General features: G+C 71.7%; 24 protein-coding genes. 6 read left to right on the forward strand and 18 right to left on the reverse strand.

Annotated features, from left to right (window positions below; genetic code table 11):
• Nucleotides 1–5 precede the first annotated feature (5 nt).
• Nucleotides 6–929: a 5'-3' exonuclease gene (locus CLV68_RS17800; RefSeq protein WP_121391970.1), complete on the forward strand. Its 924-nt coding sequence runs from the start codon at nt 6–8 to the stop codon at nt 927–929.
• Nucleotides 930–941: 12 nt separating this feature from the next.
• Here the strand turns inward: CLV68_RS17800 and CLV68_RS17805 are convergent, their stop codons facing one another.
• From CLV68_RS17805 to pafA, 10 genes are all read right to left on the reverse strand, one after another.
• Nucleotides 942–2,147, reverse strand: coding sequence for a GNAT family N-acetyltransferase (locus tag CLV68_RS17805; protein WP_121391971.1), 1,206 nt, complete (start codon nt 2,145–2,147; stop codon nt 942–944).
• 40 nt (nt 2,148–2,187) lie between these two features.
• Nucleotides 2,188–2,853 carry a DUF4333 domain-containing protein gene (locus tag CLV68_RS17810; RefSeq protein WP_121391972.1) on the reverse strand — a complete coding sequence of 222 codons (666 nt, stop codon included), beginning with the start codon at nt 2,851–2,853 and terminating at the stop codon, nt 2,188–2,190.
• 142 nt (nt 2,854–2,995) lie between these two features.
• Complete coding sequence (locus CLV68_RS17815) at nt 2,996–5,758, reverse strand: DEAD/DEAH box helicase (protein ID WP_121391973.1); 2,763 nt, start codon at nt 5,756–5,758, stop codon at nt 2,996–2,998.
• 511 nt (nt 5,759–6,269) lie between these two features.
• The gene (locus tag CLV68_RS17820) at nt 6,270–7,178 is read right to left on the reverse strand and encodes a diacylglycerol/lipid kinase family protein (RefSeq protein ID WP_121391974.1); all 909 of its coding nucleotides are present in this window, start codon (nt 7,176–7,178) and stop codon (nt 6,270–6,272) included.
• 44 nt (nt 7,179–7,222) lie between these two features.
• Entirely contained in the window at nt 7,223–8,146 is a 924-nt protein-coding gene (gene tatC / locus CLV68_RS17825; RefSeq protein ID WP_121391975.1) for a twin-arginine translocase subunit TatC, read from the reverse strand.
• Nucleotides 8,147–8,250: 104 nt separating this feature from the next.
• Entirely contained in the window at nt 8,251–8,553 is a 303-nt protein-coding gene (gene tatA / locus CLV68_RS17830; RefSeq protein ID WP_246009942.1) for a Sec-independent protein translocase subunit TatA, read from the reverse strand.
• A complete protein-coding gene (locus CLV68_RS34015) occupies nt 8,550–8,795 on the reverse strand; it encodes a bacteriophage holin (RefSeq protein WP_170224425.1) in 246 nt (81 codons plus the stop codon). The genes tatA and CLV68_RS34015 overlap by 4 nt, the downstream gene beginning before the upstream one ends.
• A 64-nt stretch (nt 8,796–8,859) precedes the next feature.
• Nucleotides 8,860–9,834, reverse strand: a complete 975-nt coding sequence (locus CLV68_RS17835) for a helix-turn-helix transcriptional regulator (RefSeq protein ID WP_121391977.1) — start codon at nt 9,832–9,834, stop codon at nt 8,860–8,862.
• Nucleotides 9,831–10,805: a helix-turn-helix transcriptional regulator gene (locus CLV68_RS17840; RefSeq protein ID WP_121391978.1), complete on the reverse strand. Its 975-nt coding sequence runs from the start codon at nt 10,803–10,805 to the stop codon at nt 9,831–9,833. The genes CLV68_RS17835 and CLV68_RS17840 overlap by 4 nt, the downstream gene beginning before the upstream one ends.
• A gap of 591 nt (nt 10,806–11,396) precedes the next feature.
• Complete coding sequence (pafA, locus tag CLV68_RS17845; protein WP_121391979.1) at nt 11,397–12,755, reverse strand: Pup--protein ligase; 1,359 nt, start codon at nt 12,753–12,755, stop codon at nt 11,397–11,399.
• A 156-nt stretch (nt 12,756–12,911) separates the two neighbouring features.
• Here pafA and CLV68_RS17850 point away from each other — a divergent pair, with 156 nt between their 5' ends.
• Entirely contained in the window at nt 12,912–14,411 is a 1,500-nt protein-coding gene (locus tag CLV68_RS17850) for a bifunctional phosphatase PAP2/diacylglycerol kinase family protein (RefSeq protein ID WP_121391980.1), read from the forward strand.
• 126 nt (nt 14,412–14,537) lie between these two features.
• Here the strand turns inward: CLV68_RS17850 and CLV68_RS17855 are convergent, their stop codons facing one another.
• From CLV68_RS17855 to dop, 5 genes are all read right to left on the reverse strand, one after another.
• Nucleotides 14,538–15,494: a LysR family transcriptional regulator gene (locus CLV68_RS17855; RefSeq protein ID WP_121391981.1), complete on the reverse strand. Its 957-nt coding sequence runs from the start codon at nt 15,492–15,494 to the stop codon at nt 14,538–14,540.
• 231 nt (nt 15,495–15,725) lie between these two features.
• Nucleotides 15,726–16,520: a proteasome subunit alpha gene (gene prcA / locus CLV68_RS17860; RefSeq protein WP_121391982.1), complete on the reverse strand. Its 795-nt coding sequence runs from the start codon at nt 16,518–16,520 to the stop codon at nt 15,726–15,728.
• Nucleotides 16,521–16,563: 43 nt separating this feature from the next.
• Complete coding sequence (prcB, locus tag CLV68_RS17865) at nt 16,564–17,436, reverse strand: proteasome subunit beta (RefSeq protein ID WP_121391983.1); 873 nt, start codon at nt 17,434–17,436, stop codon at nt 16,564–16,566.
• A 59-nt stretch (nt 17,437–17,495) separates the two neighbouring features.
• Nucleotides 17,496–17,690: a ubiquitin-like protein Pup gene (locus tag CLV68_RS17870; RefSeq protein ID WP_092775401.1), complete on the reverse strand. Its 195-nt coding sequence runs from the start codon at nt 17,688–17,690 to the stop codon at nt 17,496–17,498.
• Between the two features lie 96 nt (nt 17,691–17,786).
• A complete protein-coding gene (gene dop, locus CLV68_RS17875) occupies nt 17,787–19,295 on the reverse strand; it encodes a depupylase/deamidase Dop (RefSeq protein WP_121391984.1) in 1,509 nt (502 codons plus the stop codon).
• Nucleotides 19,296–19,372: 77 nt separating this feature from the next.
• Here dop and CLV68_RS17880 point away from each other — a divergent pair, with 77 nt between their 5' ends.
• Nucleotides 19,373–19,882 (forward strand): NUDIX hydrolase, encoded by a 510-nt coding sequence (locus CLV68_RS17880; RefSeq protein ID WP_121392366.1) that lies wholly within the window; start codon nt 19,373–19,375, stop codon nt 19,880–19,882.
• Here the strand turns inward: CLV68_RS17880 and CLV68_RS17885 are convergent.
• Together CLV68_RS17885 and arc are read right to left on the reverse strand one after the other, a co-directional pair.
• On the reverse strand, nt 19,866–20,561 hold the full coding sequence (locus CLV68_RS17885; protein WP_121391985.1) for a hypothetical protein: 696 nt from the start codon (nt 20,559–20,561) through the stop codon (nt 19,866–19,868). The genes CLV68_RS17880 and CLV68_RS17885 overlap by 17 nt on opposite strands.
• Nucleotides 20,562–20,820: 259 nt before the next feature.
• The gene (gene arc / locus CLV68_RS17890; RefSeq protein ID WP_121391986.1) at nt 20,821–22,641 is read right to left on the reverse strand and encodes a proteasome ATPase; all 1,821 of its coding nucleotides are present in this window, start codon (nt 22,639–22,641) and stop codon (nt 20,821–20,823) included.
• Between the two features lie 376 nt (nt 22,642–23,017).
• Here arc and CLV68_RS17895 point away from each other — a divergent pair, with 376 nt between their 5' ends.
• The 3 genes from CLV68_RS17895 (at nt 23,018) to CLV68_RS34775 (ending at nt 25,712) form a co-directional block, all read left to right on the forward strand.
• Nucleotides 23,018–23,911, forward strand: coding sequence for an Rv0361 family membrane protein (locus CLV68_RS17895; RefSeq protein WP_121391987.1), 894 nt, complete (start codon nt 23,018–23,020; stop codon nt 23,909–23,911).
• 207 nt (nt 23,912–24,118) lie between these two features.
• Nucleotides 24,119–24,814, forward strand: coding sequence for a hypothetical protein (locus CLV68_RS17900; protein ID WP_121391988.1), 696 nt, complete (start codon nt 24,119–24,121; stop codon nt 24,812–24,814).
• A gap of 82 nt (nt 24,815–24,896) precedes the next feature.
• The gene (locus tag CLV68_RS34775) at nt 24,897–25,712 is read left to right on the forward strand and encodes a hypothetical protein (protein ID WP_211346610.1); all 816 of its coding nucleotides are present in this window, start codon (nt 24,897–24,899) and stop codon (nt 25,710–25,712) included.
• 64 nt (nt 25,713–25,776) lie between these two features.
• Here the strand turns inward: CLV68_RS34775 and CLV68_RS17910 are convergent, their stop codons facing one another.
• A complete protein-coding gene (locus CLV68_RS17910; protein WP_092775408.1) occupies nt 25,777–26,610 on the reverse strand; it encodes a tRNA (adenine-N1)-methyltransferase in 834 nt (277 codons plus the stop codon).
• Between the last annotated feature and the right edge of the window lie 59 nt (nt 26,611–26,669).

Below are 26,669 nucleotides of genomic sequence, written 5' to 3' on the forward strand. Positions count from 1 at the left end.
GCCCCGTGAGCGGACCCCTCGTGCTGCTGGACTCGGCGAGCCTGTACTTCCGGTCGTTCTTCGCGCTGCCGGAGTCGATGACCTCGCCGGACGGTGTCCCGGTCAACGCCGTGCGCGGGTTCGCCGGGATGATCGCCCAGATCGTCACCGAGCGGCACCCGGCGCGGCTGGTGGCCTGCCTGGACGCCGACTGGCGGCCCGCGTTCCGGGTCGAGGCCATCCCCAGCTACAAGGCGCAGCGGGTGGCGGACCCCTCGGTCAACGCCGAGGAGGTGCCGGACACGCTCACCCCGCAGGTGCCGATCATCATCGACCTGCTCGACGCGCTGGGCATCGCCACCGCCCAGGCCGCCGGGTACGAGGCCGACGACGTCATCGGCACCCTGGCGCACCGCGAGGCCGCGGCACCGGTGGAGATCATCACCGGCGACCGCGACCTGTTCCAGTGCGTCCGCGACGAACCCACCCCGGTGCGCGTGGTGTACGTGGGCCGCGGCTGGTCCAAGGCCGAGGAGGTCGGACCGCAGGAGCTCGCCGCCCGCTACGGCCTGCCCGCCGAGGGCCTCGCCTACGCCGACATGGCCGTCCTGCGCGGCGACCCCTCCGACGGGCTGCCCGGCATCACCGGCATCGGCGAGAAGACCGCGGCCAAGCTGATCACCAAGTTCGGCTCCCTTGCCGCACTCGTCGACGCCGCCGCGGCGGGCTCCAAGGACGTCCCCCTCAAGGTCCGCGAAGCCTTCACCCACGACGCCGACTACCTCGCCAAAGCCCCCCTCGTCGTCCGCGTCGCCACCGACGTCACCATCGAGGCCACCGGCACGCCTGAGCTACCGCACGCGGTCGACGTGGACCGGGTCCGCGAGCTCCAGGAGCGCTGGGCCCTGGGGTCCGCTGTGGACAGACTGCTCAAGGCCCTCGGCGTCTGAGGTTCTGGCCGCCTAGAAGAAGGTTCCGCACCACGATGCCTCGGGGACGGCGAACAGGGCGTCCGCCTTGGTTGTCGCGCCGGGGGTCAGTTCTTGGATGCGGCCGATGGCGGTGAGGGCGCTGGCCCGCCAGGTGCCCAGGTAGAGCATCGCCAGGACGTCGACGCTCAGGGACAGGTCGGGCGTGGCCGTTGTTCGGGTCACGCCGTCCGGGGTGAGGCGGTAGGCGCCGGAGTTGCCCGGGAGCAGGGAATCCTCGACCTCCAGCACGACCGTGGCGGGGCCGTACTCGCGGGCCGCCAAGGCTTTCGGCACGTCCACCAGGCGCAGCCACAGGTCTGAGCGGTGCTCGGCCGAGGTGATCGCCCTCGGGTCGGTCAGGGCTTCGGCGATCGGCTCGTCGGTCGGACGGGTCCACACCGTCACCTCGTCGACCAGGTCCACCGAGAGCAGGAAGCGCCACAGGCCGTACACGGCGTCCGGGGTGGCGGCGACGAAGTCGTCGACGGCGAGGGTGGCGTTCGTGCCGGGGAGCGCGCCGGGGGTCGGGCGGTACATGAGGTAGCCGTCGTCGCCATCAGGTCCACTGTGGACGGCGATGATGATGTGCTCGTCGGCGGCGAAAGCCCGTTCGTAGGCCACGGTCCACCAGTACGACGGCCGCGCCATCGTGCCCGGTCGACTTCGGCCGACCCGCTCGTAGATCCCCGGCATGACGGCGAGCGCCTCGGCGGGGGTGACCAGGCGGACCCGGCCGCCGGAGGGTACTTCGGGGCGCAGCAAGGCATTCCCGGGTACCGCGACCGTCTTGGCACCTCGGGTGGCTTGCCCATAGCCGAACCGCCCGTAGATCAACGGCTCGGTCGGGCGCAGGGCCGCGAGGACCTCACCGCGGTCGGCGATGTCGGCCAACTGCCTGCGCATCAGCTCACTCAGCACCCCACGGCGGCGGAAGTCCGACCGCACACCGACCCTGGTGACCGCGGCCATCGGCACCACCGCGCCGCCGGGGACCAGCAGGTCCGACGACCAGGCGAACGCGGTGCCCGCCAGGGTGTCGCCGCAGAAGGCGCCCAGGGTGCGGCCGGGTTCGTAGGAGCGGCTGCCCACCGCCCACTGCTCGTCGGTGGGCGGGACGGCGTGCAGCGCGGCCCGGAACAGCCCGAGCGACGCGCGCCACTCGGTGTCGGCCAGGGTGCGGATCTCGATGTCGGACACCCGCTGATCCTGCCCCGGGACGGGGGCAGGACGCGACCGGTTAGTTGCCGCTGGGCGGGGCGACCTCGTACTCGCCGTTGGTGCTGTTGCGGACGGTGATGTTGACCGTCTTCTTCTCCCCGCTGATGGTGACCTCGCAGGTGAAGCGGTTGTCCTTCTTGACTTCCTGCTGCGCCGGGCAGCTCACCGACTCGACGCCCTCGATGCTGTACTTGTCGGTGAGGATCGACTTCACGCCGTCCTGCACCGCGTTGACGTCGAACACCCGCTTGTTGAACCACCCGGGGGTGATGAACCCGAGCACCGCCACCGCGCCCGCGATGACCACGACCGTCGCGACCAGCACCCAGATCCAGGCGCCGCCCTTCTTCGCAGGCGGCGGCGAACCGGGGTACTGCTGGTACTGCTGCTGCCCGAACTGCTGGCCCTGCTGCCCGGGCTGCCCGTAGCCGCCGGGGTAGCCCGGCTGCTGCTGGCCGTACCCGTACTGCTGGGTCGGGTCCCCGTACTGCGGCTGCTGCTGGTTCGGGTCGTACTGGGGTTGCTGCTGCGGCTGGCCGTACCCGGGGTAGCCCGGTTGCTGCTGCTGCGGGTAGCCCTGCGCGGGGAACCCGCCCGAGGGGGTACCGGAGGGCTGTCCGTAAGGCTGCTGACCCCACTGCTGCTGCGGGTCCTGCCCACCGGACGGCCCGTAGGGGCTGCTCATCACTCGCCTCCGCCAGATCGTGTGGCCGTCGGCGCTGCCCGCGCCGCTGCTGGATTTGCCGCTTGCGCGCGATCAAACCACAGTGACCCGCCACCGCCACACCCAGGCCACGTGGTGAACCGGCAACAACGCCACCCCGGGTTCACGCCGTCGCCAGGGCGATGACCCCGCGCCGGATCCCCCGCACCGCCTCCGCCGCGGCCTTGCCGACCGGGTCGTCGCGGCCGACCACTTCCTTGATCTGGTCGAGCAGGTCGATCACCTGCCTGCACCAGCGCACGAAGTCACCCGCGGAGAGCTCCTGCCCGGCCGAGTCCGCCGCGGTGATCACCTTCTCCAGCGACTCGCCGCGCACCCACCGGTACACCGTCCAGGCGAACCCGGCGTCCGGCTGCCTGGTCCGGTCCAGCCGGTGGTGGCGCTCGTCGGCCTCCAGCTCCGCCCACAGCCGCGCGGTCGCCGTCATCGCGTCGGCCACCGCGCCGCCGGGCACCCGCGCCTCGACCTGCCCGTCCCGGCGCGCCTCGTAGACCAGCGACGACACGACCGCCGCCAACTCGGCGGGCCCGAGCCCGGTCCACACCCCGTTGCGCAGGCACTCGGCGGCCAGCAGGTCCGACTCGCTGTAGAGCCGCGCGAGGCGACGCCCGTGCTCGGTCACCACCTGCTCGCCGTCCTCGCCCGGGGCGAGGTAGCCGCGGTCGGCCAGCAGCCCGCGGATGCGGTCGAACGCGCGCGCCAGCGAGTGCGTCGTCGCGGCGACCTTGCGCTGCAACTGCTCGGTCTCCGACAGCAGCCGGTGGTACCGCTCGGCCCACCGCGCGTGCGCCTCCCGGTCCTGGCAGCCGTGGCACGGGTGCGCGCGCAACGCCCGCCGCAGCGCCGCCAGTTCCGCGTCGTCGTCCACCCCGGACCGCTTGCGCGCGCGGTCCGGCGCCTCGATGCCGGTCGAGCGCACCGTCGTGGCCAGGTCCCGGCGCGACTTCGGCGACCGGATGTCGACCTGCTTGGGCAGCCGAACCCGACCCAGCGCCGCCACCGGCGCCGGGAAGTCCGACACCGAGAGCCGACCGGCCCAGCGGTCCTCGGTGACCACCAGCGGCCTCGGCTCGCCCATCGAGTCCAGGCCGGGGTCGATCACCACGGCCAGCCCGGAGCGCCGACCGGCGGGGACCGCGATCACATCACCGCGGTGCAGCTGTTCGAGCGAGTGCGCCACCTCGGCGCGGCGGGCGGCGGTGTTCTGCCGCGCCAGCGCCTTCTCCCGGTCGGAGATCGCGCGCCGCAGCCCGGCGTACTCGGCGAAGTCGCCCAGGTGGCAGGTCATCGAGTCGGCGTACCCGTCGAGCGCCTCGGTGTTGCGGTCGAGCTTGCGGGAGAGCCCGACCACCGACCGGTCGGCCTGGAACTGCGCGAACGACTGCTCCAGGATCTCCCGCGCCTGCCGCGCCCCCAGCCGCTCGACCAGGTTCACCGCCATGTTGTAGCCGGGGCGGAACGACGAGCGCAGCGGGTAGGTCCTGGTCGAGGCCAGCCCGGCGACCTGCTTGGGGTCGACACCCGGCTGCCACAGCACCACCGCGTGGCCCTCGACGTCGATGCCGCGCCGCCCGGCCCGGCCGGTCAGCTGCGTGTACTCCCCCGGGGTCAGGTCGACGTGCGCCTCGCCGTTGTACTTGACCAGCCGCTCCAGCACCACGGTGCGGGCGGGCATGTTGATGCCCAGCGCCAGCGTCTCGGTCGCGAACACCGCCTTGACCAGGCCGCGGACGAACAGCTCCTCCACGGTCTCCTTGAACGCGGGCAGCAGACCGGCGTGGTGCCCGGCGAAACCGCGCTCCAGCGCCTCCTTCCACTCCCAGAACCCCAGCACCGCCAGGTCGGCGTCGGGCAGGTCCTTGGTCTTCGCGTCGACGATCCTGCGCACCTCGGCGACCTCGTCCTCGGTGTTGAGCCGCAGGCCGGACCGCACGCACTGGGTCACCGCCGCCTCGCACCCGGCGCGGCTGAACACGAACACGATCGCGGGCAGCAGGCTCGCCGCGGCCAACCGCTCGATCACCTCGACCCGCGACGGCGGCTTGAACCGCGGCCCGCGCGCCCCCGCCGCCCGACCGCCCTTGGCCCTCGGGTTGTGCCACGGCGCGTGGACCCGCCCGACCTCCTCGGTGCGGCGCACCAGGTGCGGGTTGATCCGCGCCTCGCCGTCCTGGTCCTCCCCCACGAACAGGTCCAGCAGCCTGCCGCCGACCAGCATGTGCTGCCACAGCGGCACCGGCCGGTGCTCGTCGACCACCACGGAGGTGTCACCGCGCACCGCGACCAGCCACTCGCCGAACTCCTCGGCGTTGCTGACCGTGGCGGACAGGCTCACCAGGTTCACCCACTCCGGCAGGTGCAGGATCACCTCTTCCCACACCGCGCCCCGGAACCGGTCGGCGAGGTAGTGCACCTCGTCCATCACCACGTACCCGAGGCCGTCGAGGGCGGGCGAGCGCGCGTAGAGCATGTTGCGCAGCACCTCGGTCGTCATCACCACGATCGGCGCGCCGCCGTTGACCGCGGTGTCGCCGGTCAGCAGACCGACCGACTTGGCCCCGTACCTGGCGGTCAGGTCGGCGAACTTCTGGTTGGACAACGCCTTGATCGGCGTGGTGTAGAAGCACTTGCGCCCCTCACCGAGCGCGAGGTGGACGGCGAACTCCCCGACCACCGTCTTGCCCGCCCCGGTCGGCGCGCACACCAGCACGCCGTGACCCTCCTCCAAGGCCGCGCACGCCCGTTGCTGGAACGGGTCGAGGTCGAACGACAGCTCGGCGGCGAACCCCGCCAGCTTGGGACTGCTCGAACGCTGCCGGGAAGCGGCATACGCCTCGGCCGGACTGCGAGATGCACTGGCGGACACACCACCAAGACTTCCACATCAGACCGACACTCGTCGCGCGAACTTCCCGGCCCGCGCGGCACCGGACCTCGTCCGGTCCGGCGACCCGCGTCCGACGGATCCGAGTCCGAGATGACCTGGTCGACCAGGGCGGGCAGTTCGACCAGCACGTGGTCCGTTTGCGCCCGTTACGGCCTGGCCCAACTCGCGCAGCCCTCGGGCTCGTCGACAGTGACTACACCAGTCACCCGGGCAACGCCCCTCGCATTGCAGGTCATCGTCGGACGTCTCCGATCCGGCGGCGTCGACACCCCGTCGGGCATCGCAGTGACCCCGCCCCTCGGGTGGGCGAACACAGCTCGCCTCGCCGTGGCACTTCCCAGTTGCTGAACCGCTTCGCAGCCACATCAGACCGACACTCGTCGCGCGAACTTCCCGGCCGGTCCTGCCGCCGGAGCGGCTTCCCTGGCGATCACCCGGGGCCGTGCTCGACCGCGACGAGATCCGGCGAGGCGGGCTGAACGAACGAGACTCAGCAAACGACGGTGAGGGCGCCGGGTACGCAGTCGATGGTGATGGGCAGTGGGCCGAGGCGCTCGCCGTCGGCGTAGGCGATCCAATCGTTGGGTGGGCCCAGTTCCACTCGCCGGGCGCGGAGGGTGTGCACGAACGGGTGGCGCACGTGGTCGCCGGTGCGCAGAGTGGGCAGGATCCGCAGCAGATCGATCCGGCTCGCCTCGCCGACGACCGTGATCTCCAGCAGGCCGTCGGCCGGGGCGGCGGCGGGGCAGACCGGGATGCCGCCGCCGTAGTACGGGGTGTTGCCGACCGCGACCATGGTGGCCACCAGTTCCAGCCGCTCGTCGCCGGTGTCGACCACCAGCGGGCGGTGCCGCAGCGCGGCCAGTTCCGCGACGATCGCCAGGTCGTAGCGGCGGCGGCCGGGTGGCCAGCGCATCCGGTTCACCCGTTCGTTGACCGCCGAGTCGAACCCGGCGCACAGCACGCTGGCGAACCACGGGCCGCCGTCGAGCCGCCCGAGGTCGATGCGTCGCCGCCTCCCCTCGGCCAGCGCCTGCGCGACCACCTCGGCCGCGGGCACCGGCTCGCCCGGTAGGCCCAACGCCCGCGCGAAGTCGTTGCCGGTACCTGCCGGGACAACCGCCAGTGCCACGTCGTTGTCGGCGCAGAACTGGACGCCTTGGTGCGCCGAGCCGTCGCCGCCGAGGACGACCACCACGTCCAGGCCCGAGTCCTTGGCGCGCTCCATCAGCGCCCGCGACTGCGCCACGGTGTCCGCGCAGACCACCGCGAGGTCGTCGACCACGGGCCGGATCCGCGCCACCACCGCGTCCACCGCCCGTGCCGCCGCACCGTGCCCCGAGCCGGGGTGCACCGCCAACGCCGCCCTGACCACCGTGCTACCTCCCGAAAAGACCATGCCCGGCATCCCCAGAGGGCGTGCCGGGCATGGTAGGCGAGCGATCAGGTGACGTCGTCGAAGCCACCGCTCTTGCGCGGTTCGGCAGGCGGCGTCGGACCGGACTGGACCACCGGCTCCGCGGGCGGCGGCGACGGCGGCACCGGGCCGGTGTCGAACGACAGCGGCGTCGCCTCGTCGTCGGACAGGCCGGCGTTCGGGTCCTCCAACGCCTCGCGGCGGGCCTTGCGGCGGTCGTGGATCCGGGAGACCTGGATCGCCAACTCGACCAGCACGGCCATCGCGGCCGCGAGCACCACCATCGAGATCGGGTCGGTGCCCGGGGTGGCGAACGCGGCGAAGACGAAGACACCGAAGATGATGCCGCGCCGCCACTTGCTCAGGTTCTCGTAGCGCAGCACGCCGACCCGGTTCAGCATGATGATCAGCAGCGGGACCTCGAAGCTCACCCCGAAGATCAGCAGCATCACCAGCACGAACGAGATGTAGGCCGAGCCGTTGAGCGCGGTGATGAACGCGTCGCCACCGAAGGACACCAGCACGCTGAGACCCTGCGGGATGACCAGGAACGCCAGCACGCCACCCGCGGCGAACAGGATCGACGCGAGGAAGACGAACACCGTGGCGAACCGGCGCTCCTTCGCGTAGAGCCCCGGGGTGATGAACGCCCACAACTGGTAGAGCCACAGCGGAGCGGTCAGCACCATGCCCGCGGCGATGCCGACCTTGAACTGGATCATGAAAGCCTCGAACGGCTGGGTCTGCAACAGCTGGCAGGTGCCGTTCGGGGACAGGCGCACCGTCTCGGGCAGCGCGCAGTACGGGTCGATCAGGACGCGGCTCAGTGACGGCACCACGCCGAAGTCGACCTCGAACCAGATGAAGCCGAAGACTCCACCGAGCAGGATGAACAGGACAGCCCAACCGAGTCTGGTGCGCAGCTCGTAGAGGTGATCCTTCAGGGACATCGTTCCGTCGGGATTGTGCCTGCGACTGCGCTGCTTGCGCTTCTCGCGACGGCTCGGATCCGGGCGGAGCGACTCGTCGCTCACCACCGTGGGGACCGGTACCCTCAGCCCGCGTTCTTCTGCGCTTGCTGCTGGTTCAGCTTGCGCTGCAGCTCATCGATCTCGGAGCGCAACTGCTCAGGCGACTGCTCGGGCTTGGCCGCGGGCAACGCGGCGGCCTGCTGCGCGGGGGCAGCGGGCCTGTCCGCCTTGTCGTCCTCGTCGTCGGCGCGCATGCCCTTGGTCTCGGCCTTCAGGATGCGCATCGACTGCCCGAGGGACCGCGCCATCGCGGGCATCTTGCGCGCCCCGAAGAGCAGCACGACCACCACCGCGATGATCAGAATTTCCCAGGGTCCCAGGTTCACGACCGTCCTCCAGTCTCGCCTCGCCCCGCCCATGCTACGCGAGGCGAGCGCTTCCGTTCAGCTACCGCGACCCGCAGACCGGCGACCCGCGCGCGCAGCAGTCCGGTTTCGTCTCCGAATGTCGCCTTCGCTGCCGCGAGGACGGTTCTGGTCCTGCCGATCCCGCGGCTCACCCGCAGGACGTACAGACCCAGCAGCGCCAGCCCGATGAGGAGCAGCGCCGCACTCGGCAGATAAGGCACGGCCGAACTCTACCCCGCACCCGGTCGGGGATCGAACACCCTTTCGGCGTGCGGGAGGCGGAGCTCAGGTGGCCGCGAGATGACGGTCCACCCGCGCCACCGCCGCGGCGGCCTGCTCGCGCACGGCACGGGCCAACTCGGCCGGTTCCTCCACCACGACCTCGCCGCCCTGGCCGAGCAGCAGCCGCACGATCCACGACGTGTCGGCGTAGCGCATCCGCACCCGCAACTGGCCGCCGTCGAGCTCCTCGACGTCCTCCACCGGGTAGTACTCGGCCACCCAGCGCGCGTCCGGGCGCAGCAGCAGCCGGGCCGAGCGCTGGTCTGGGGCGGCCCGGAACAGGCCCTCGGAGGTGTCGGTCGGCTCGGCGTAGGGCGGCGGGGCGGCGCGCTCGTCGAGCACGACCACCTCGTCGACGCGGTCCAACCGGAACAGCCGGACCCCGTCGGCGCGGCGGCACCACGCCTCCAGGTATCCACGCCCGTCGACGATCAACACCCGCATCGGGTCGACGGTCCGCTCGGTGACCTCGTCCTTGGACGCGGTGTAGTAGCTGATCCGCAGCGCCAGCCCGGCCACCAGGGCCGACTGCACGACCTCGCGCACCCGGGCGGTGCCCTCGGCCTCGCGCACCCCCAGCCCGACCGCGACCCCGCCGGGGCGGGCCTGGCCCGCGGCCGACTCGATCTTGGCGACCGCGCGCCGGATGGCGTCCGCGTCGGCGACCCCCGGGGTCTCCAGCAGTGCCCGCAGCGCCACCAGCAGCGCGGTGGCCTCGGCACCGGTCAGCCGCAGCGGCCTGCGCATGCCCGCGTCGAAGGCGACGGTGACGGTGTCCTCGTCGAACGAGATGTCGATCAGGTCACCGGGGCCGTAGCCGGGCAACCCGCACATCCACAGCAGTTCCAGGTCCTTGCGCAGCTGCCTCGCCGACACCCCGAAGTCGGCGGCCGCCTCGTCGATCGGGATGCCCGGCCTGGCCAGCAGGTACGGCACCAGCGCGAGCAGCCTGGGCAAGCGGTCCTGCGCGGCGCTCACAGCGCACCCCCCGCCGCGGCCAGCAGCCGCTCCCGCACCGACTTGGCCAGCACCTCGGGGTCGAGCACCAGCACGTCCGCCCCGTAGCCCGCGATCCAGCCCGCGGCGGTGTCCGGGTAGTTCAGGTCGATCTCGATGACGTCCCCGGCGATGCCGTCGACCTCGCGCTGCCCGACGACCCTGGCGCTGCGGCGCAGACCGGCGGCCCGGCCATCGGCGACCCACAGCGAGGCGGTGGACGAGCGGGCGGGCTCACCGCTGGTGTTGGCGACGAACGCCATCAGGTTCACGTCGTCCGGCCTGCGCACCGTGCCCGGCTTCCCGAGCTTGCGCACCTCGCCGACGATCCGCGACAACCGGAAGCACCGCGGCGCCTTGCGGTCGCGGTCGTGGCCGACCACGTACCAGCGGCCCCGCCAGGACACGACGCCCCACGGTTCGAGGACCCGCTCGCGCAGCTCGACCGGCGACGGGCGGCGGTAGTCGAAGGCCACCGCCTGACCGGCCTGGACGGCGGCGAGCAGCGGACCGAAGGCGGGCTCGGTGGTGCGGACCTTGGACTCGACGACCGTCGGCGCCGCCTGGTCCACGTCGACCCCGGCCGCCCGCAGCTTCAACAGGGCACCGTGCGCGGCACCGGTCAGCTCCGGCGAGTCCCACAGCCGCACCGCGAGCGCGACCGCGGCGGCCTCGTCCGGCTCCAGGTCGATCTCGCCGAGCTCGTAGTCCCGCCGGGCGATCCGGTACCCGTCGACGGTGTCGACGACCCGGTTGCGCCCGACCTCCAGCGGGATCCCCAGCTCCCGCAGCTCGGTCTTGTCCCGCTCGAACGTCCGGAAGAACGCCTCGTCGCTCGGCGCGTCGGAGTACCCGGGCACGATCCCCCGGATCTTCTCGGCACTGAGGTACTGGCGGGTGGACAGCAGGCACAGCACCAGGTTCACCAGCCGTTCGGCGCGTGCGACAGACACCCGCGCACCTTAACGCCCCAGTTCCCCGCCGCGGCACCCGCCACACCCGAACACCCGTTCTAGTCGCCGACCACCCCACCGAGCAGACACCCCCTCACCCTCCGTGATCATCTCCGGGTCCTGGCGCTTGTTTCCCCTCTCGACCCACACTCGACCCCCTGCTGGACCCGCTACTCGACCCACCACTGGCCTTGCGGCGCAATAATCGGATATCTTGATAGTTGATATCGGATAGATGACTCCGCTCTCGACAAGAGCCATCGCCACAGGTCAGGAGGGGAAGAGGCGGGTGCGGGTCAGCGGGACAGGTACTCGGCCCTGGTCATCCGCAGGCGGATGTCAACGCCGTGCTCGGCGGAGGTGATCGGTTCCCGTGGTAGCGACACCCGCGCCACCTCGCGGCGCCCCAGTCGCCGCCGCCCAGGCCATCCACGGCCGCAGGTGCTCGACCGACTCGGCGACCACCCGCGGCATCTCCGGCGCGTCGGCCTGGGTGAGCCTGCGCAGCAGGACGGGCGGGTTGCCCAGCACAGCGCGAGGGCGGGCCACGCCGGGGGATGTTCCCGGTGCGGCCCGCCCTCGGCAAGCGGGTTACAGCGAGGCGATCAGGCGTTCCACCCGCTCGTCGACGGCGCGGAAGGGGTCCTTGCACAGGACGGTGCGCTGGGCCTGGTCGTTGAGCTTGAGGTGGACCCAGTCGACGGTGAAGTCGCGGCCCGCGGCCTGGGCGGCGGCGATGAAGTCGCCGCGCAGCTTGGCCCTGGTGGTCTGCGGCGGGGTGTCCTTGGCGGCCTCGATCTCGCCGTCGTCGGTGACCCTGGCGACGAGGTCCTTGCGCTGGAGCAGGTCGAAGATGCCCCGGCCGCGGCGGATGTCGTGGTAGGCGAGGTCGAGTTGGGCGATGCGCGGGCTGGACAGCTCCAGGTTGTGCTTGGCCTGGTAGCGCTCCAGCAGCCGGTGCTTGATGGCCCAGTCGACCTCGCGGTCGATCCTGGTCAGGTCCTGCGCCTCGACCGCGTCGAGGACCTTGCCCCACATGTCCACCACGCGCTGGCCCAGCGGGTCGGGCGAGCGGCGGGCGACGTGCTCGACGGCCTTGGCGTAGTACTCGCGCTGGATGTCGAGCGCGGACGCCTCGCGGCCACCGGCGAGCCGCACCGGCTTGCGGCCGGTCAGGTCGTGGCTGATCTCGCGGATCGCCCTGATCGGGTTGTCCAGCGAGAAGTCCCGGAACTGGACGCCGTCCTCGATCATCTCCAGCACCAGGTTCGCGGTGCCGACCTTGAGCAGCGTGGTGCTCTCGGACATGTTCGAGTCGCCGACGATGACGTGCAGGCGCCGGTAGCGCTCGGCGTCGGCGTGCGGCTCGTCGCGGGTGTTGATGATCGGCCGGGACCGGGTGGTGGCGCTGGAGACGCCCTCCCAGATGTGCTCGGCGCGCTGCGAGAGGCAGAACACCGCCCCGCGCGGGGTCTGCAGCACCTTGCCCGCCCCGCAGATCAGCTGCCGGGTGACCAGGAACGGCAGCAGCACGTCGGCGATGCGGGAGAACTCCCCGGCCCTGGTGACCAGGAAGTTCTCGTGGCAGCCGTAGGAGTTGCCCGCCGAGTCGGTGTTGTTCTTGAACAGGAAGATGTCGCCGCCGATGCCCTCGTCGGCCAGCCGCCGCTCGGCGTCGACGAGCAGGTCCTCCAGGATCCGCTCACCGGCCTTGTCGTGGGTGACCAGCTGGACGAGGTCGTCGCACTCCGCGGTCGCGTACTCCGGGTGTGAGCCGACGTCGAGGTAGAGGCGTGAACCGTTGCGCAGGAACACGTTCGAGGAACGCCCCCACGACACCACCCGCCGGAACAGGTACCGCGCGACCTCGTCCGGCGACAGCCTGCGCTGCCCGTGGAACGTACAGGTCACGCCGAACTCGGTCTCGATGCCGAAGATCCGCCGCTGCATCCCCTAAGCCTAGGCGCTCGCGCGGCCGCGGACCGTGCGCCGTTCGGGGTGGTCCACATTCTGTTATCGAGCGCACGGTGACCGGTTGTGCACAGGGGGCCCACGACGGTGGTCCCAGTCGGCGCCCGACCCCGGGGTCGGGTTGAATCTACGATCATGTTCGGACATGTCCGGCGGACCGGACGACAGGTGGGCCGGGTCGACCTGCGGCTGATGACGCGCAGCGGTGACCTGCCCCGTACCCGCGCCGACGACGCGCTCAAGGCGCTGTCGCGGTCGGCGAACAAGGGCAGGCTGTGGTTCGCCGTCGCCGCCCTGCTCGCCGCCCGCAAGGGGGCGACCAGGCGCGGCGCGATGCGCGGGGTCGCCGCGATCGGGATCGCCAGCGCGACGGCGAACCTGGTCGGCAAGAACCTGTTCCCCCGCAGGCGGCCCGCGGCCGAGTTGCTGCCGGAGCACCGGCGGCTGACCAAGCGCCCGACCAGTTCGTCGTTCCCGTCGGGGCACTCGGCGTCGGCGGTCGCGTTCACCGCCGCGGTCGCCATGGAGCACCCGGGTGCGGCCATCGCTCTGGCGCCGGTCGCCGCCGCGGTCGCGTACTCGCGGATGCACACCGGCGTGCACTGGCCGACCGACATCGCCGCGGGGGCGGCCATCGGGGTGGGCGCGGCGTACGCGACCCGGCACTGGTGGCCCAAGACGCACGAGGGCCCCGCGCACGTGACGGAGTCCGTCCGGCTGGCCGCGCTGGAGGACGGCGACGGGTTGTTGGTGTTGGTCAACCCGCACTCGGGCGTGTCGGGGGCCGACCCCACCGACGAGATCAAGGTGTCCTGGCCGCGGGCGACGATCGTCTACCCGGAGCCGGGCCGCGACCTGGTCGAACAGCTCTCCGAGGAGCTCACCAGCTCACCGGGCGACATCAAGGCGGTCGGCGTGGCGGGCGGTGACGGCACGGTGGCGGCGGTGGCGACCGTGGCCGCCGAGTACCAACTGCCGCTGGTGCTGATCCCGGCCGGGACGCTCAACCACTTCGCCAGGGACGTGGGCGTCGAGTCGACGGCGGAGTCGGTCGAGTCGGTGGCGACCGGCACCGGCGTGGAGATCGACCTGGGCTACGTGGAGATCTCCGGCACCGAGGGCGAGGCGCACCGCTGGTTCGTCAACACCGCCAGCCTGGGCGGCTACCCGGAGATGGTGCGGCTGCGGGAGCGGCTGGAGGCCCGCAAGTGGCCCAAGTGGCCCGCCGGGGCGATCGCGCTGATCAGGACGCTGCGCCGGGCCCAGCCGATCCGGTTGGAGCTCAACGGCAAGCCGCACCTGGTGTGGATGCTGTTCGTCGGCAACGGCAGCTACGCGCCGAAGGGGTTCGCGCCGACCAGCAGGCCCGAGCTGGACACCGGGCTGCTCGACATGCGCTACCTGCGGGCCGACCTGCCGTACTCGCGGGCCAGGTTCGTGATCGGCACGCTGACCAGGACGCTGGGCACCAGCCACGTCTACCGGCAGCACGACCTGCGCGCGCTGCGGGTGCGGCTGCTCGACGGCTACCGGCGGATCGCCACCGACGGCGAGGTGGGGCCGCTCGGCCAGGACTTCGCGTTCAGCGCCAAGCCCGACGCCCTCGCCATCTACCGCGCCCACCACGACACCTGACCGGTAGACCGCGTCTCGGCGGCAGTCGGCTCACCAGGTCGGACACGGTGCCCGGCGGGAGCGATCGCGCCATGTCGGCAACGATGCCGGGCGGGGACGAGGGGGTGGGTCGCGGGAAGGAGTGACTCAGTCCTCCGGTCGGAACCTGGCCCACCACGCCGCGAACAGCGGGTTGGTGTCGGTGAGCCGCGAGTACGCCTCCAGCAGCGCCTTGGGGGCCTGCTCGGCGGCCCCGGCCAGGGCGCTCTCCTCGTGCCACACCAGGACGATCTCCTGGCGCATGGGGGTGCCGACGATGGGGCGGATGACGATGCCGCTGCCCTCCCTGGCCACCGGCTTGGCCAGGGTGACCGCGCCCGCCTGGACCAGTGCCCTGGTGGTGGTCGAGTCCGACATCTGGTGCTTGATGTTGGGCGTGAAGCCGCTCTGCGCGCAGACCCTGGCGAAGGCGAGCTGCTCGGTGCCCTCGGCGACCGGCGGCATCACCCAGCTCTCCCCGGCCAGCTCGGCCAGGTGGATCTCGTCGTGGTCGGCGAGCGGGTGGTCGGCGGCGATGGCCAGGAACAGCGGGGCGCGGAACATGATCCGGCTCAGCAGCCGGGGCGGCAGGCTGGTGCGGAACCCGGGGTTCTCCTCCAGCACGGCGAAGTCGACCTTGTGGTCGAGCACCTTGCGGACCAGCTCGGCCGGGTGCATGTCGATGTCGATGGTGGCCTCGGCGCCACCGAGCCGCTTGGCGATGGCGGTGGCGAACAGCGGCACGATCAGCCCGGGCGGGCCGCCGACGCGGACCTGGCCGGTGTGGGTGGCGGCCTGGGTGCGCTGCCGGATGCCGGTCATCAGCTCGTCGACGTCGTTGAGCAGCGCCCGCGCCGAGGACAGCACGTAGCTGCCCAGGTCGGTGGGGACGACGCCGGTGCCGGTGCGGGCGAACAGCAGGCCGCCGACCCGGCGCTCCAGCCGTTGCAGCTGGGCGGTGAGGGCGGGCTGGGACACCCCGAGCTGGACCGCCGCCTTGGACAGGCTGCCCGCGTCGGCGACCGCGCGGATGACGCGCAGATGACGGAGTTCCAACTCGCTCACACGAAAGTTATGCCCGCTGCGCCGACGTTATGCAAACTTCCTGCGGCCATCTGGGAATAACGGCACATTTTCATCACGCGGCGTGTGGAACCACCCGGTACTGCATCCGTGCGCATATCGGACGCCGGTGGTGACGGCGGGCGCGGCACCGGTCACCGGTGGTGAGCGCTCCCAGCGGCCACACCGGTGATCCCCGCCCGGCCGGTGGCCGAACGGGGACCTCGGGGGTGACTACTGGGCGTCGGTGCCCTCGTCCGGCGGCAGCTCGACGTCCTCGACGGGCTGGGCCGGGGACTCGGTCTCGGCCTGGGCGGCGGGCACGGGCAGCAGCGCGGTCAGCGCGGCGCCCTGGACGCGGCGGAACGCGCGCAGCGGGCGGTGCCGCTCCAGCACCGCGACCTCCAGCTTCTCGATGCCGGGGCCTGCCTCGGTACCCGCGCCGTTGGGGGCCGCGGTCGACCCGGCGCCGAAGGCCCGCAGCGCCAGCTTGACCGCGTCGGCGATCGGCAGCGCGTCGGTGTAGTTCTCCTTCAGCGACGCCACGATCGGCTCGGTCTGCCCACCCATGACCAGGAACTGCGGCTCGTCGACGATCGAGCCGTCGTAGGTGAGCCGGTAGAGCTGGTCCTGCGCGGCGGTCGCGCCGACCTCGGCGACGCAGACCTCGACCTCCATCGGCTTGACCTGCTCGGTGAAGATCGTGCCGAGGGTCTGCGCGTAGACGTTGGCCAACTGCCTGGCCGAGACGTCCCTGCGGTCGTAGGAGTAGCCCCACAGGTCGACGTGCCGGATCCCGCCGCGGCGCAGGCTCTCGTACTCGCTGTAGCGACCGGCGGCGGCGAAGCCGATCCGGTCGTGGATCTCGGAGACCTTGTGCAGCGTCGCCGACGGGTTCTCGGCGACGAACAGCACCCCGTCGGCGTACTTGAGCGCGACGACGCTGCGACCCCGGGCGATGCCCTTGCGGGCGTACTCCGAGCGATCGCGCATCAGCTGCTCGGGCGAGGCGTACAACGGCATCGTCACGGGGCGGGCTCCTTCGGTGCTGGTCGGCGAGGGGACAACGGGACTAGCCGCGCGGCCGGTCGGCGCGCTCGGCGACCACGGCGGCGGCGACGGACGCCGCCTCCTGCTCGGTCACCCGCACCGCGCCCTCGTCGGCGGTGATGGTGGCGATGCTCGGGTAGATGCCGCGGGCCATGTCGGGCCCACCGGTCGCCGAGTCGTCGTCCGCGGCGTCGTAGAGCGCCTCCACGGCCGCGCGCAGCGCCGCGTCGCGGTCGCCGTCGGGCTGGTAGAGCTTCTTGAGCGCGGAACGGGCGAACATCGACCCGGAGCCGATGGCGTGGAAGCCCGCGCGCTCCTCGTAGCGGCCGCCGGTGATGTCGTAGGACACGATCCGGCCTGCCCGCGCGGGGTCGGCGGCGTCGATGTCGTAGCCGACGAACAGCGGCAGCACCGCCAGGCCCGCCAGCGCGACGTCGAGGTTGCCGCGCACCATGCTGGCCAGCTTGTTGGTCTTGCCGTCGAGGGAGAGCTGGACGCCCTCGATCTTCTCGTAGTGGCGCAGCTCCACCGTGTAGAGCCGGACCATCTCCACGGCCAGGCCCGCGGTGCCCGCGATGCCCACCGAGGAGTAGTCGTCGGTGATGAACACCTTCTCGATGTCCCGCTGCGCGATCAGGTTGCCCGCCGTCGCCCGCCGGTCACCCGCGATGAGCACGCCACCGGCGAAGGTGAGCGCCACGATCGTGGTGCCGTGCGGGGCGGCGTCCACCGGCACCGCGGCAGGGGCACCCCGCTGGTCGCGCCCGCCGCGGCCACCCGGCAGCAGGTCGGGGGCCTGCGAGCGCAGGAAATCGGTGAACGACGAGGTTCCTGCCGACAGGTAGGCGGCCGGGAGCGAGGCACCCAGCTGCCCTCGGGACGAGGTGTGTTCCATGCCTTCTTTCAATCCTGTCGCGGGTCGGGACTCGAAGCGGGCGGGGGCCTGCCGGGCCCCTACTCGCCGCCCTTCTGCACGTACGCGCGAACGAAGTCCTCGGCGTTCTCCTCGAGGACGTCGTCGATCTCGTCGAGGATGGCGTCGGTGTCGTCGCCGAGCTTCTCCCGGCGCTCCTGCCCGGCCGCGGTGGTGTCGTCGACGCCGTCGTCGCCGTCTCCGCCGCCCTGGCGCTGCGTCTGCTCCTGGGACATGTCGCCTCCCGGTGTGGAACTGGGGCCCTACCTGAGAACACTACCGATCCGGAGCGGCTTTCGTCGCGGGCCGCGCCGCAGGCATGATCGACCGGCTCAGCGCTTGGCCGCCCCGGTCAGCGCGTCGACCAGCTCCTCGGCGGTGTTCGCGGCGTCCAGGAGCGCTCCCACGTGGGCTTTCGTCCCGCGCAGCGGTTCGAGGGTGGGGATGCGCACCAGCGACTCGCGGCCGAGGTCGAAGATCACCGAATCCCACGAGGCGGCCGCGATGGCGCTGGGGTAGCGCTCCAGGCAGCGGCCGCGGAAGTAGGCGCGGGTGTCCTGCGGCGGGCTGGTGATGGCCGAGCGGACCTCCTCCTCGGTGACCAGCCGCTTCATCGAGCCGCGGGCGACCAGCCGGTTGTAGAGGCCCTTGTCCAGCCGCACGTCGGAGTACTGCAGGTCGACCAGTTGCAGCCGGGGCGAGGACCAGGCCAGGCCGTCGCGGGCCCGGAAGCCCTCCAGCAGCCGCAGCTTCGCGGTCCAGTCGAGCCGGTCCGCGGTCTCCATCGGGTCGCGGCGCAGCGCGTCGAGGATGTCGCCCCAGGTGCGCAGCACGTCGAGCCCGACCCGGTCCGGGTCGACCCGGTCCAGGTGCTCGGAGACCAGCTCGTGGTACGCCTGCTGGATGTCGATGCCGGTGAACTTGCGGCCGTTGGCCAGCTCGACGGTCGCCTTCAGCGTCGGGTCGTGGCTGAGCACGTGCACCGCGCGGACCGGGTCGGCGAGCTTGAGGTGGTCGAACCGGATGCCCGCCTCGATCAGGTCGAGCACCAGCGCGGTGGTGCCGACCTTGAGGTAGGTCGACGTCTCGGCCAGGTTCGCGTCGCCGATGATCACGTGCAGCCGCCGGTACTTGTCGGCGTCGGCGTGCGGCTCGTCGCGGGTGTTGATGATGCCGCGCTTGAGGGTGGTCTCCAGGCCGACCTCGACCTCGATGTAGTCGGCGCGCTGCGAGAGCTGGAAGCCCGCGCCGTCGCCGGAGGCACCGACACCGACCCGACCGGACCCGCAGACGACCTGCCGGGAGGCGAAGAACGGGGTGAGACCGCCGATGACCGACACGAACGGGGTGCCGCGGGCCATCAGGTAGTTCTCGTGGGTGCCGTAGCTGGCGCCCTTGTTGTCGATGTTGTTCTTGTAGAGCTGCAACCGGGGCTGGCCGGGCACGGTGGCGGCGCGCAGCGCGGCCTCCTCCATCACCCGCTCCCCCGCCTTGTCCCAGATGACCGCGTCCCTGGCGTTGGTGACCTCGGGCGCGGAGTACTCCGGGTGCGCGTGGTCGACGTAGAGGCGGGCCCCGTTGGTGAGGATGACGTTCGCCGCGCCCAGGTCCTCCACGTCGGGATCGGCGGGCCCCATCCCGGGCACCCCCAGGTCGAACCCCCGCGCATCGCGCAGCGGCGACTCCACCTCGTAGTCCCACCTGGCCCGCCGCGCGCGCGGGATGTCCGCCGCCGCGGCGTAGGCCAGCACGACCTGGGTCGATGTCAACACCGGGTTCGCCGTCGCGTCGCCCGGCACCGCGATGCCGTACTCGACCTCGGTTCCCATGATCCGCCGCATGAGTCCAGCCTACGGGGGCGGTAGCACTTTCTCCCGCCGCCCGCCCCCACACCGCCGCTACGGTGAATCCCGTGGAGATGGTGGCGCACTACGACGCGGCGGGGTCGGTCATCAGCGAGGTCTCCAGGGCCGCGGTGCGGGCCGAGGGGCTGTGGCACGCGTGTTCGTCGGTGCTGGTGCGCTCCGGGGACGGTGAGCGCGTGTACGTGCACCGCCGCACCGACACCAAGGACGTCTTCCCCGGCACGCACGACTGCTGGGCAGGCGGCGTGGTGGCCGCCGGGGAGTCACCGGACGAGTGCGCGGAGCGGGAACTGGCCGAGGAACTCGGCGTCGCCGGGGTGCCGCTGACACCGCTCTTCCGCCTGACCGCCGAGTTCGACCTGCCTGGCCGGGCGCCGGTGCGAGAACACCTGTGGGCCTACGAGGCCCGCTGGGACGGCCAGGTGGTGCCGCAGGAGTCGGAGGTCGCCGAGGGCTGGTGGCTGCCGCTCGACGACCTGCGCGCCCGGCTGGCGGACCCGTCGTGGCCGTTCATCCCCGACGGTCGACTGGCGGTCGAGGAGTGGTTCAGGCGCCGCGGGTGAGGGCTTTGGCGGCGGTGGGGGCTACTCGGGCGATGGCGGTTTTCGCGCGGGCGGGGGTGCCCGCCTCGACGGTGATGGCGGTGAGGAGGCGGTCGGCGGCCACCACGACGGTGCAGGACGACTTGGTCTGGGTGGTGGCGCACCAGGCGACCTGGTCGTCGGTGTCGGGTAACTCGGGGAGGGTGAGGGTCTTGTCGAGCTGGAAGGTGGTCCCGGCGACCTTGAACGTCTTGCAGGTCAGCTCCGAGCGGGCGGCCGCGACGACGTCGGCGGCGTCAGCGGTGCCGGTGCTGAACACCACGACCTGGCGCAACCTCGCGCCGCTCGGGTAGGCCCACGTCGCCTGCTTGGCGGTACCCGCGCCCAGGTCGATGCCGCAATCCGGGAGCGTCGTCACCGGCGCCGCCCCCGCCTGATCGGCCACGACCTCCTCGGCGACCAGGTCGGACTGGCGCATCAACGCCCCGGTGGCGAGTTCGGCGGGCGCCCGCACGCGGCTGGTCTCGGTGAGCGCGGCCGAGGTGGACACCGGTGGCGGCGCGGCGACCTCGCCGGTCACCGCCGAGGCCGAGGTGGGGTCGTCGTAGTAGGTGTACAGGTCGTTCGGGCGGTCCGAACAGGCCGCGAGCGCGGCGATGGGGAGCGCGGCGACGAGCGCCAGGGCGCGGACCCGGGGCAACGGTCGTCCTTCCGGGGGATACGGGAGTGATCACCACGACCGTATCGGGTGGTCGGGCCCCTTCCCCCGCCGCGGTGCCGATCCTCCCCCGGTCCCCGCCCCCGACTTCGTCGAGGCTCCGTGGCCGTCGGTTCACCCCGTGGTCGGGCCGCGGTCACCGCTGGGTGCGATGGTCTTGGCTGGGGTGGTCCGTACACGGCGGTGGGCCCCGACCGCGTGGTCGGGGCCCACCGGGGACCGATCTGACTACCGCCAGTGCCTAGAGGTACTGGCCCGTGTTCGTCGCGGTGTCTATCGCCCGCCCGGACTCCTGGTTCTTGCCGGTGACCAGTGTCCTTATGTAGACGATGCGCTCGCCCTTCTTGCCCGAGATCCGCGCCCAGTCGTCGGGGTTGGTCGTGTTGGGCAGGTCCTCGTTCTCGGCGAACTCGTCCACAATGGCGTCGAGCAGGTGCTGCACCCGCAGTCCGGCCTGGCGGGTCTCCAACACGGACTTGATGGCGGCCTTCTTCGCCCGGTCCACGATGTTCTGGATCATCGCGCCGGAGTTGAAGTCGCGGAAGTACAGGACTTCCTTGTCCCCGTTGGCGTAGGTGACCTCCAGGAAGCGGTTGTCCTCGGTCTCCTCGTACATCCGCTCCACGGTGTGCTGGATCATCGCGTCGATGCACACCCGCTTGTCGCCGCCGAACTCGGCGAGGTCGTCGGCGTGGATGGGCAGGTTGGTGGTGAGGTACTTGGAGAAGATGTCGCGCGCCGCCTCCGCGTCCGGCCGCTCGATCTTGATCTTCACGTCCAGCCTGCCCGGTCGCAGGATGGCCGGGTCGATCATGTCCTCCCGGTTGGACGCCCCGATGACGATGACGTTCTCCAGGCCCTCCACACCGTCGATCTCGCTGAGCAACTGCGGGACGATGGTGGTCTCCACATCGGAGGAGACACCGCTGCCGCGGGTGCGGAAGATCGAGTCCATCTCGTCGAAGAACACGATCACCGGGGTGCCCTCGGACGCCTTCTCGCGCGCCCGCTGGAAGATCAGCCGGATGTGCCGCTCGGTCTCGCCGACGAACTTGTTGAGCAGCTCGGGACCCTTGATGTTGAGGAAGTACGACTTGGCGTCCTTGGGCGCGTGGTCCCCGCGCGCCGCGGCCACCTTCTTGGCCAGGGAGTTGGCCACCGCCTTGGCGATCAGCGTCTTGCCGCAGCCGGGCGGGCCGTAGAGCAGCACGCCCTTGGGCGGGCGCAGCTCGTACTCGGCGAACAGGTCCTTGTGCAGGAACGGCAGCTCCACCGCGTCGCGGATCTGCTCGATCTGCCGGAACAGGCCACCGATGTCGGTGTAGTCGACGTCGGGCACCTCCTCCAGGACCAGGTCCTCCACCTCGGCCTTGGGCACCCGCTCGTAGGCGTAGCCGGACTTGCCGTCCACCAGCAGCGAGTCACCCGGCTTGAGCGGCGCCTCGGTCAGCGGGTCGGCCAGCCACACCACGCGCTCCTCGTCGGCGTGCCCGACGACCAGCGCCCTGGTGGCCACCTCCTCGCCGTCGGCGACGAGCAGCTCGCGCAACGTGGACACCTCACCGGTGCGCTCGAAGCCGCCGCCCTCGACGACCGTGAGCGCCTCGTTGAGCCGAACCGACTGCCCGCGCCGCAGAGCGGCACCGTCCACCGCGGGCGACACCGACACCCGCATCCTGCGGCCCGCGGTGAACACGTCCACAGTGCCGTCGTCGTGGCCTACCAGGAACACGCCGTAGCCGCTGGGCGGTTGGGCGAGGCGGTCGACCTCTTCGCGCAGCGCTAGCAGCTGGCTCCTGGCCTCCCGCAACGTGTCGACCAGCTTGGTGTTCCGCTCGGTGAGCTGGTTCACCCGCTCGGTCGCCTCCGCGAGCCGCTGCTCGAGCAGCCGCGAATGCCGTGGCGATTCCGTCAGTTTCCGGCGAAGCAGAGCGACTTCCTCCTCGAGGAAGCGGATCTGCGCGGCTTCGGACACCTCGGGGCGCTCGCGCCCAGGGTCCACCACGCCTCCGTGCTCACCGTCGGCGTTCTCTGGCCGACTGCCGGGACGATCGTGCTGCATGTCGGCACCTCCTCCCGAACTCGTACCCCTACGGTACCGGCGATCACCGACAAGGACAGAGCATCGACATGTCGGAACTTGCGTGTCACACCCGCGTGACACTCGCTTGGCCGCACCCCGTCCGCCATCCCGGTACTCGCGGGAACCGGACGGGCGTCACCGTGCGTCCACGCGCTAGGCCGACCGCGCGGGTGTGAACCGGAGTGTCGCGTCAGCACGGCTGGTGTTACCAGACCCGGGTGGTGACCGGCGCCCGGGGCCCTCGGCAGCGGGTCCGGCCCGGCCGCGTGCGGCGCCGTGACACGATCACCGGCACGATCGCCCGGGGGCGATCACTCCCAACCGCACACTCCACTCGCACGAGAGCCCGGGGACCATGACCCAACCGCCGCGTGATCCGTTCGAAGGACAGCCGCAGGAGCCCGGCCAGCAGCCTGACCAGGGCGGATACCAACCGGCGTTCCCCGGGCAGACCCAGTTCCTGCCCTCGGGCAGCTTCCCCGGCCAGGAACCCGACCCGGTGCAGCCGCCGCAGGGCGAGACCCCGTACGCCGCGCACGACCCGTACCCGCCGCAGCCCGCGCCAGGCCAGTACCCGCAGCCGGGTCCTCACTCTGCGCAACCTCCCGGGCAGCAGCCGAACGTCCCACCATTCGGGCAGTTCGCGCCCGGTCAGCCCGGCGCGGACCCCGCCGCGGGGCACCCCCAGTACCCGGGCGGGCAGGCGTACCCGGGCCAGCCGTACCCCGGGCAGCAGTACCCGGCTCACCAGTTCCAGCAGGAGCAGTACCAGCAGGCGCCGTACGGCCAGGTCCCCCCGGCGGGTGGCTACCCGCAGCAGCCGGGCGGCTACCCGAACCCGTACGGCCAGACCTACGGCCCGCGGCGGCGCAACACCACGCCGTTGCTGCTCGCCGGTGGCGGCCTGCTGGTGATCGGCGTCGTCGTCACGCTGATCCTGGTGCTCAGCGGCGACGGCACCGGGTCGCCGCGCGGCACGACCGAGGCGTTCATCGCCGCGGTGCAGGACCGCGACGCCGAGGCGTTCAACAAGCTCATGTGCGACGAGGACGACAAGACCACCCAGAAGGAGATCGACGAGGACCGCGACGTCCAGATCACCGACACCTCGGTCACCAACGTCACCGAGAACGGCGACACCGCGGTCGGCGAGTTCACCGCGTCCATCGGCGGCCGGGAGACCAAGATCCGGTTGCAGTTGCGCAAGCGCGCCGACGCGTGGTGCGTCGACCGGATCGGTCGCGGCTGAGCCGTGCCCGGTTCGTCACCCGATCGTGGCCTGCGCCGGGGGTGGGGCGGGCCGGTCCGGCGCCGAGTGGCCAATACCATGGTGGCGCCGTCACGGGATACCGTCGGCGGTGGAACGCGGCGGCGGTCCCGACCGTCTACCTCCGCGTCGGCCGCGAGGCGCGGCAGCCAACGGACAAGCGCAGTCCACCCGGAAGTCAGGACGACGATGACCTACCCTCCGCAGCAGCCAGGGCCCTACGGCCAGCAGCCGCAGCAGCCCGGCGGCTACGGGAACCAGCCACCGCAGCCGGGGCAGCAGTACCCGCAGACCAGCCAGTTCCCGCAGCAGGGCGGCTACCAGGGGCTCGGCGGGTTCCCCGGCGGTGGCGGGCAGCCGCCCAAGCCGAACAACACCGGCAAGATCGTCGCGATCGTCATCATCGCGGTGCTGGTGCTCGGCGGCGCCGGGGTCGGGGTGTACTTCCTGACCAAGGGCGGCAAGAGCGACGCAGGGGGCGGTGGCGGCACCACCACCAGCGCGCCCAAGACCTCGACCAAGAAGTCGGCGACCGACGAGCCGACCACCACGACCAAGGCGGAGCCGGACACCTCCGGTCCGCAGGAGGTCGTGGACGACTACCTCGCGGCGTACGAGTCGAAGAGCTTCTCGTCGGTCACCGAGAGCGCCTGCGACGCGTACAAGGACAAGTACGGCACCGACACGGCCAAGCTGGAGTCGGAGCTGGCGCCGTTCGACATCACCGCGACCGCGAAGGGCGAGCCGACGGTGTCGGGCAACTCCGCGACCGCGGTCATCGACCTGGTGCTGAGCAAGGACGGGACGAGCAAGGACGCCAGCATCAAGATCAAGATCGTCAAGGAGACCGGCGAGTGGCGGTTCTGCGGCGAGGAGGCGGCCTGACCGGGGCACCGACCGAGAACGCGCAGACCGACCGCAGACAGCCTGAGACCGCCATTTCGCCAGCACGAGCCGGGGACCACTTATGACCTACCCACCGCAGCAGCCGGGACCCTACGGGCAGCAGCCCGACCCCTACGGCCAGCAACCGCCCTACCAGCACGACCCGTACGCCCAGCAGCAGCCGCAGCAGCCCCAGCAGTTCGGCCAGGACCCCTACGGCCAGCAGCCCCAGCAGGACCCGTACGGCCAGCAGCAGCAGCCGTACTACGGGCAGCAGCAGCAGCAGCAGCCGCAGCAGTTCGGCCAGGACCCGTACGGCCAGCAGCAGCCCTACGGCGGCTACGGCCAGCCCGCGGGCGGCCCGCCGAAGAAGGGCAGCGGCAAGATCATCGCCATCGTGGTGATCGCCGTGCTCGTGCTCGGCGGCGGTGGCGTCGGCCTGTACTTCCTGCTCAACAAGGACAGCGGCAACTCGGCGTCGCCGGGGGGCGGTGGTGGTGAGACGACCTCCAGCACCACCACGACGAAGAAGGCGCCCAAGACCACCACCGACGACGAGACGACCACCACCAAGCGGCCGACCACCACGACCGCGGACGGCGGCGGGACCGGCGGCGGTGGCGAGGACCTCAAGGCGGCTGGCGCGAAGTACGCCGACGCGGTGAACGCCAAGGACGAGGCGACCGCGAAGGCGCTGACCTGCTCCGGCACCGACGCGGGGATCATGTACACCAGCGTCGCCCCCAACGGCGGCAAGGTGACCGTGGTCGGCGAGCCGGAGACCTACGGCGACAGCAACGGCAAGGTCGACACCCAGGTGACGGTCATGGGCAGCGCGCCCATCGACTTCCCGATCGTGTTCGAGAAGAAGTCCAAGGGCTGGTGCGTGTCCCTGTAAGACGGTCCCCGGACAGGTAGGCGAAGAGGGCCGGTGGGTTATCCCACCGGCCCTCGCCGTGTGCTCAGCCCTTGCTGGGGCGCCGCTGCGGGCGCGGGGTGACCACGCCGTCGGCCAGCCTGCGGGCGGTGATCAGGAACGCGGTGTGCCCGATCATCCGGTGCTCCGGCCGGACCGCGAGGCCGACCGAGTGCCACGGGCGGACCAGGGTCTCCCAGGCGTACGGCTCGGTCCAGCAGGTCTGCTCGCGCAGCGCCTCCGCGACCCGCGACAGCTGGGTCGTGGTGGCCACGTAGACCACCAGGACGCCGCCGGGGATGATGTTCTTCGCGACCGTGGGCAGCACGTCCCACGGGGCGAGCATGTCCAGGATGACCCGGTCGACCTCACCGGTGTGGTCGGCGAGGTCGCCGACGGTCAGCGACCAGTTCGGCGGGTGCTCGCCGTAGAACTGCACGACGTTGCGCTCGGCGTGCTCGGCGTGGTCGGCGCGGATCTCGTGCGAGATCACGGTGCCGGTGGGGCCGACCGCGCGCAGCAGCGAGCAGGTGAGCGCGCCGGAGCCCGCACCGGCCTCCAACACCCTGGCGCCGGGGAAGATGTCGCCGTGCATGACGATCTGCGCGGCGTCCTTGGGGTAGATGACCTGGGCCCCGCGCGGCATGGACAGCACGTAGTCGGCCAGCAGCGGGCGCAGCGCCAGGTAGGCGGTACCGGCGACGGAGCTGACGACCGAGCCCTCCGGCTGCCCGATGATGTCGTCGTGGGCGAGGGCGCCGCGGTGGGTGTGGTACTTCTCGCCCGCCTCGAGCACGAGCGTGTAGTGCCTGCCCTTGGGGTCGGTGAGCTGAACCCGGTCCCCCGCCTCGAACGGACCGCTGACCTTGCGTGCCGACACCCGGACCTCGCCCTCCTGCCGTGCCTGAACCGACAGGAGATGGTCGCAGAGCGGGTCAC

Origin of the sequence: Actinokineospora cianjurensis (genome assembly GCF_003663795.1) — a bacterium.
Lineage (GTDB): Bacteria > Actinomycetota > Actinomycetes > Mycobacteriales > Pseudonocardiaceae > Actinokineospora > Actinokineospora terrae.

What these genes read in the sequence shown, in the direction of transcription:
- CLV68_RS17810 (WP_121391972.1), bottom strand. Translation starts at nt 2,853, where the DNA reads ATGAGCAGCCCCTACGGGCCGTCCGGTGGGCAGGACCCGCAGCAGCAG.
- CLV68_RS17820 (WP_121391974.1), bottom strand. Translation starts at nt 7,178, where the DNA reads ATGGTCTTTTCGGGAGGTAGCACGGTGGTCAGGGCGGCGTTGGCGGTG.
- tatC (WP_121391975.1), bottom strand. Translation starts at nt 8,146, where the DNA reads ATGTCCCTGAAGGATCACCTCTACGAGCTGCGCACCAGACTCGGTTGG.
- pafA (WP_121391979.1), bottom strand. Translation starts at nt 12,755, where the DNA reads ATGCAGCGGCGGATCTTCGGCATCGAGACCGAGTTCGGCGTGACCTGT.
- CLV68_RS17850 (WP_121391980.1), top strand. Translation starts at nt 12,912, where the DNA reads ATGTTCGGACATGTCCGGCGGACCGGACGACAGGTGGGCCGGGTCGAC.
- prcB (WP_121391983.1), bottom strand. Translation starts at nt 17,436, where the DNA reads ATGGAACACACCTCGTCCCGAGGGCAGCTGGGTGCCTCGCTCCCGGCC.
- CLV68_RS17870 (WP_092775401.1), bottom strand. Translation starts at nt 17,690, where the DNA reads ATGTCCCAGGAGCAGACGCAGCGCCAGGGCGGCGGAGACGGCGACGAC.
- dop (WP_121391984.1), bottom strand. Translation starts at nt 19,295, where the DNA reads ATGCGGCGGATCATGGGAACCGAGGTCGAGTACGGCATCGCGGTGCCG.
- CLV68_RS17880 (WP_121392366.1), top strand. Translation starts at nt 19,373, where the DNA reads ATGGTGGCGCACTACGACGCGGCGGGGTCGGTCATCAGCGAGGTCTCC.
- arc (WP_121391986.1), bottom strand. Translation starts at nt 22,641, where the DNA reads ATGCAGCACGATCGTCCCGGCAGTCGGCCAGAGAACGCCGACGGTGAG.
- CLV68_RS17895 (WP_121391987.1), top strand. Translation starts at nt 23,018, where the DNA reads ATGACCCAACCGCCGCGTGATCCGTTCGAAGGACAGCCGCAGGAGCCC.
- CLV68_RS17900 (WP_121391988.1), top strand. Translation starts at nt 24,119, where the DNA reads ATGACCTACCCTCCGCAGCAGCCAGGGCCCTACGGCCAGCAGCCGCAG.
- CLV68_RS34775 (WP_211346610.1), top strand. Translation starts at nt 24,897, where the DNA reads ATGACCTACCCACCGCAGCAGCCGGGACCCTACGGGCAGCAGCCCGAC.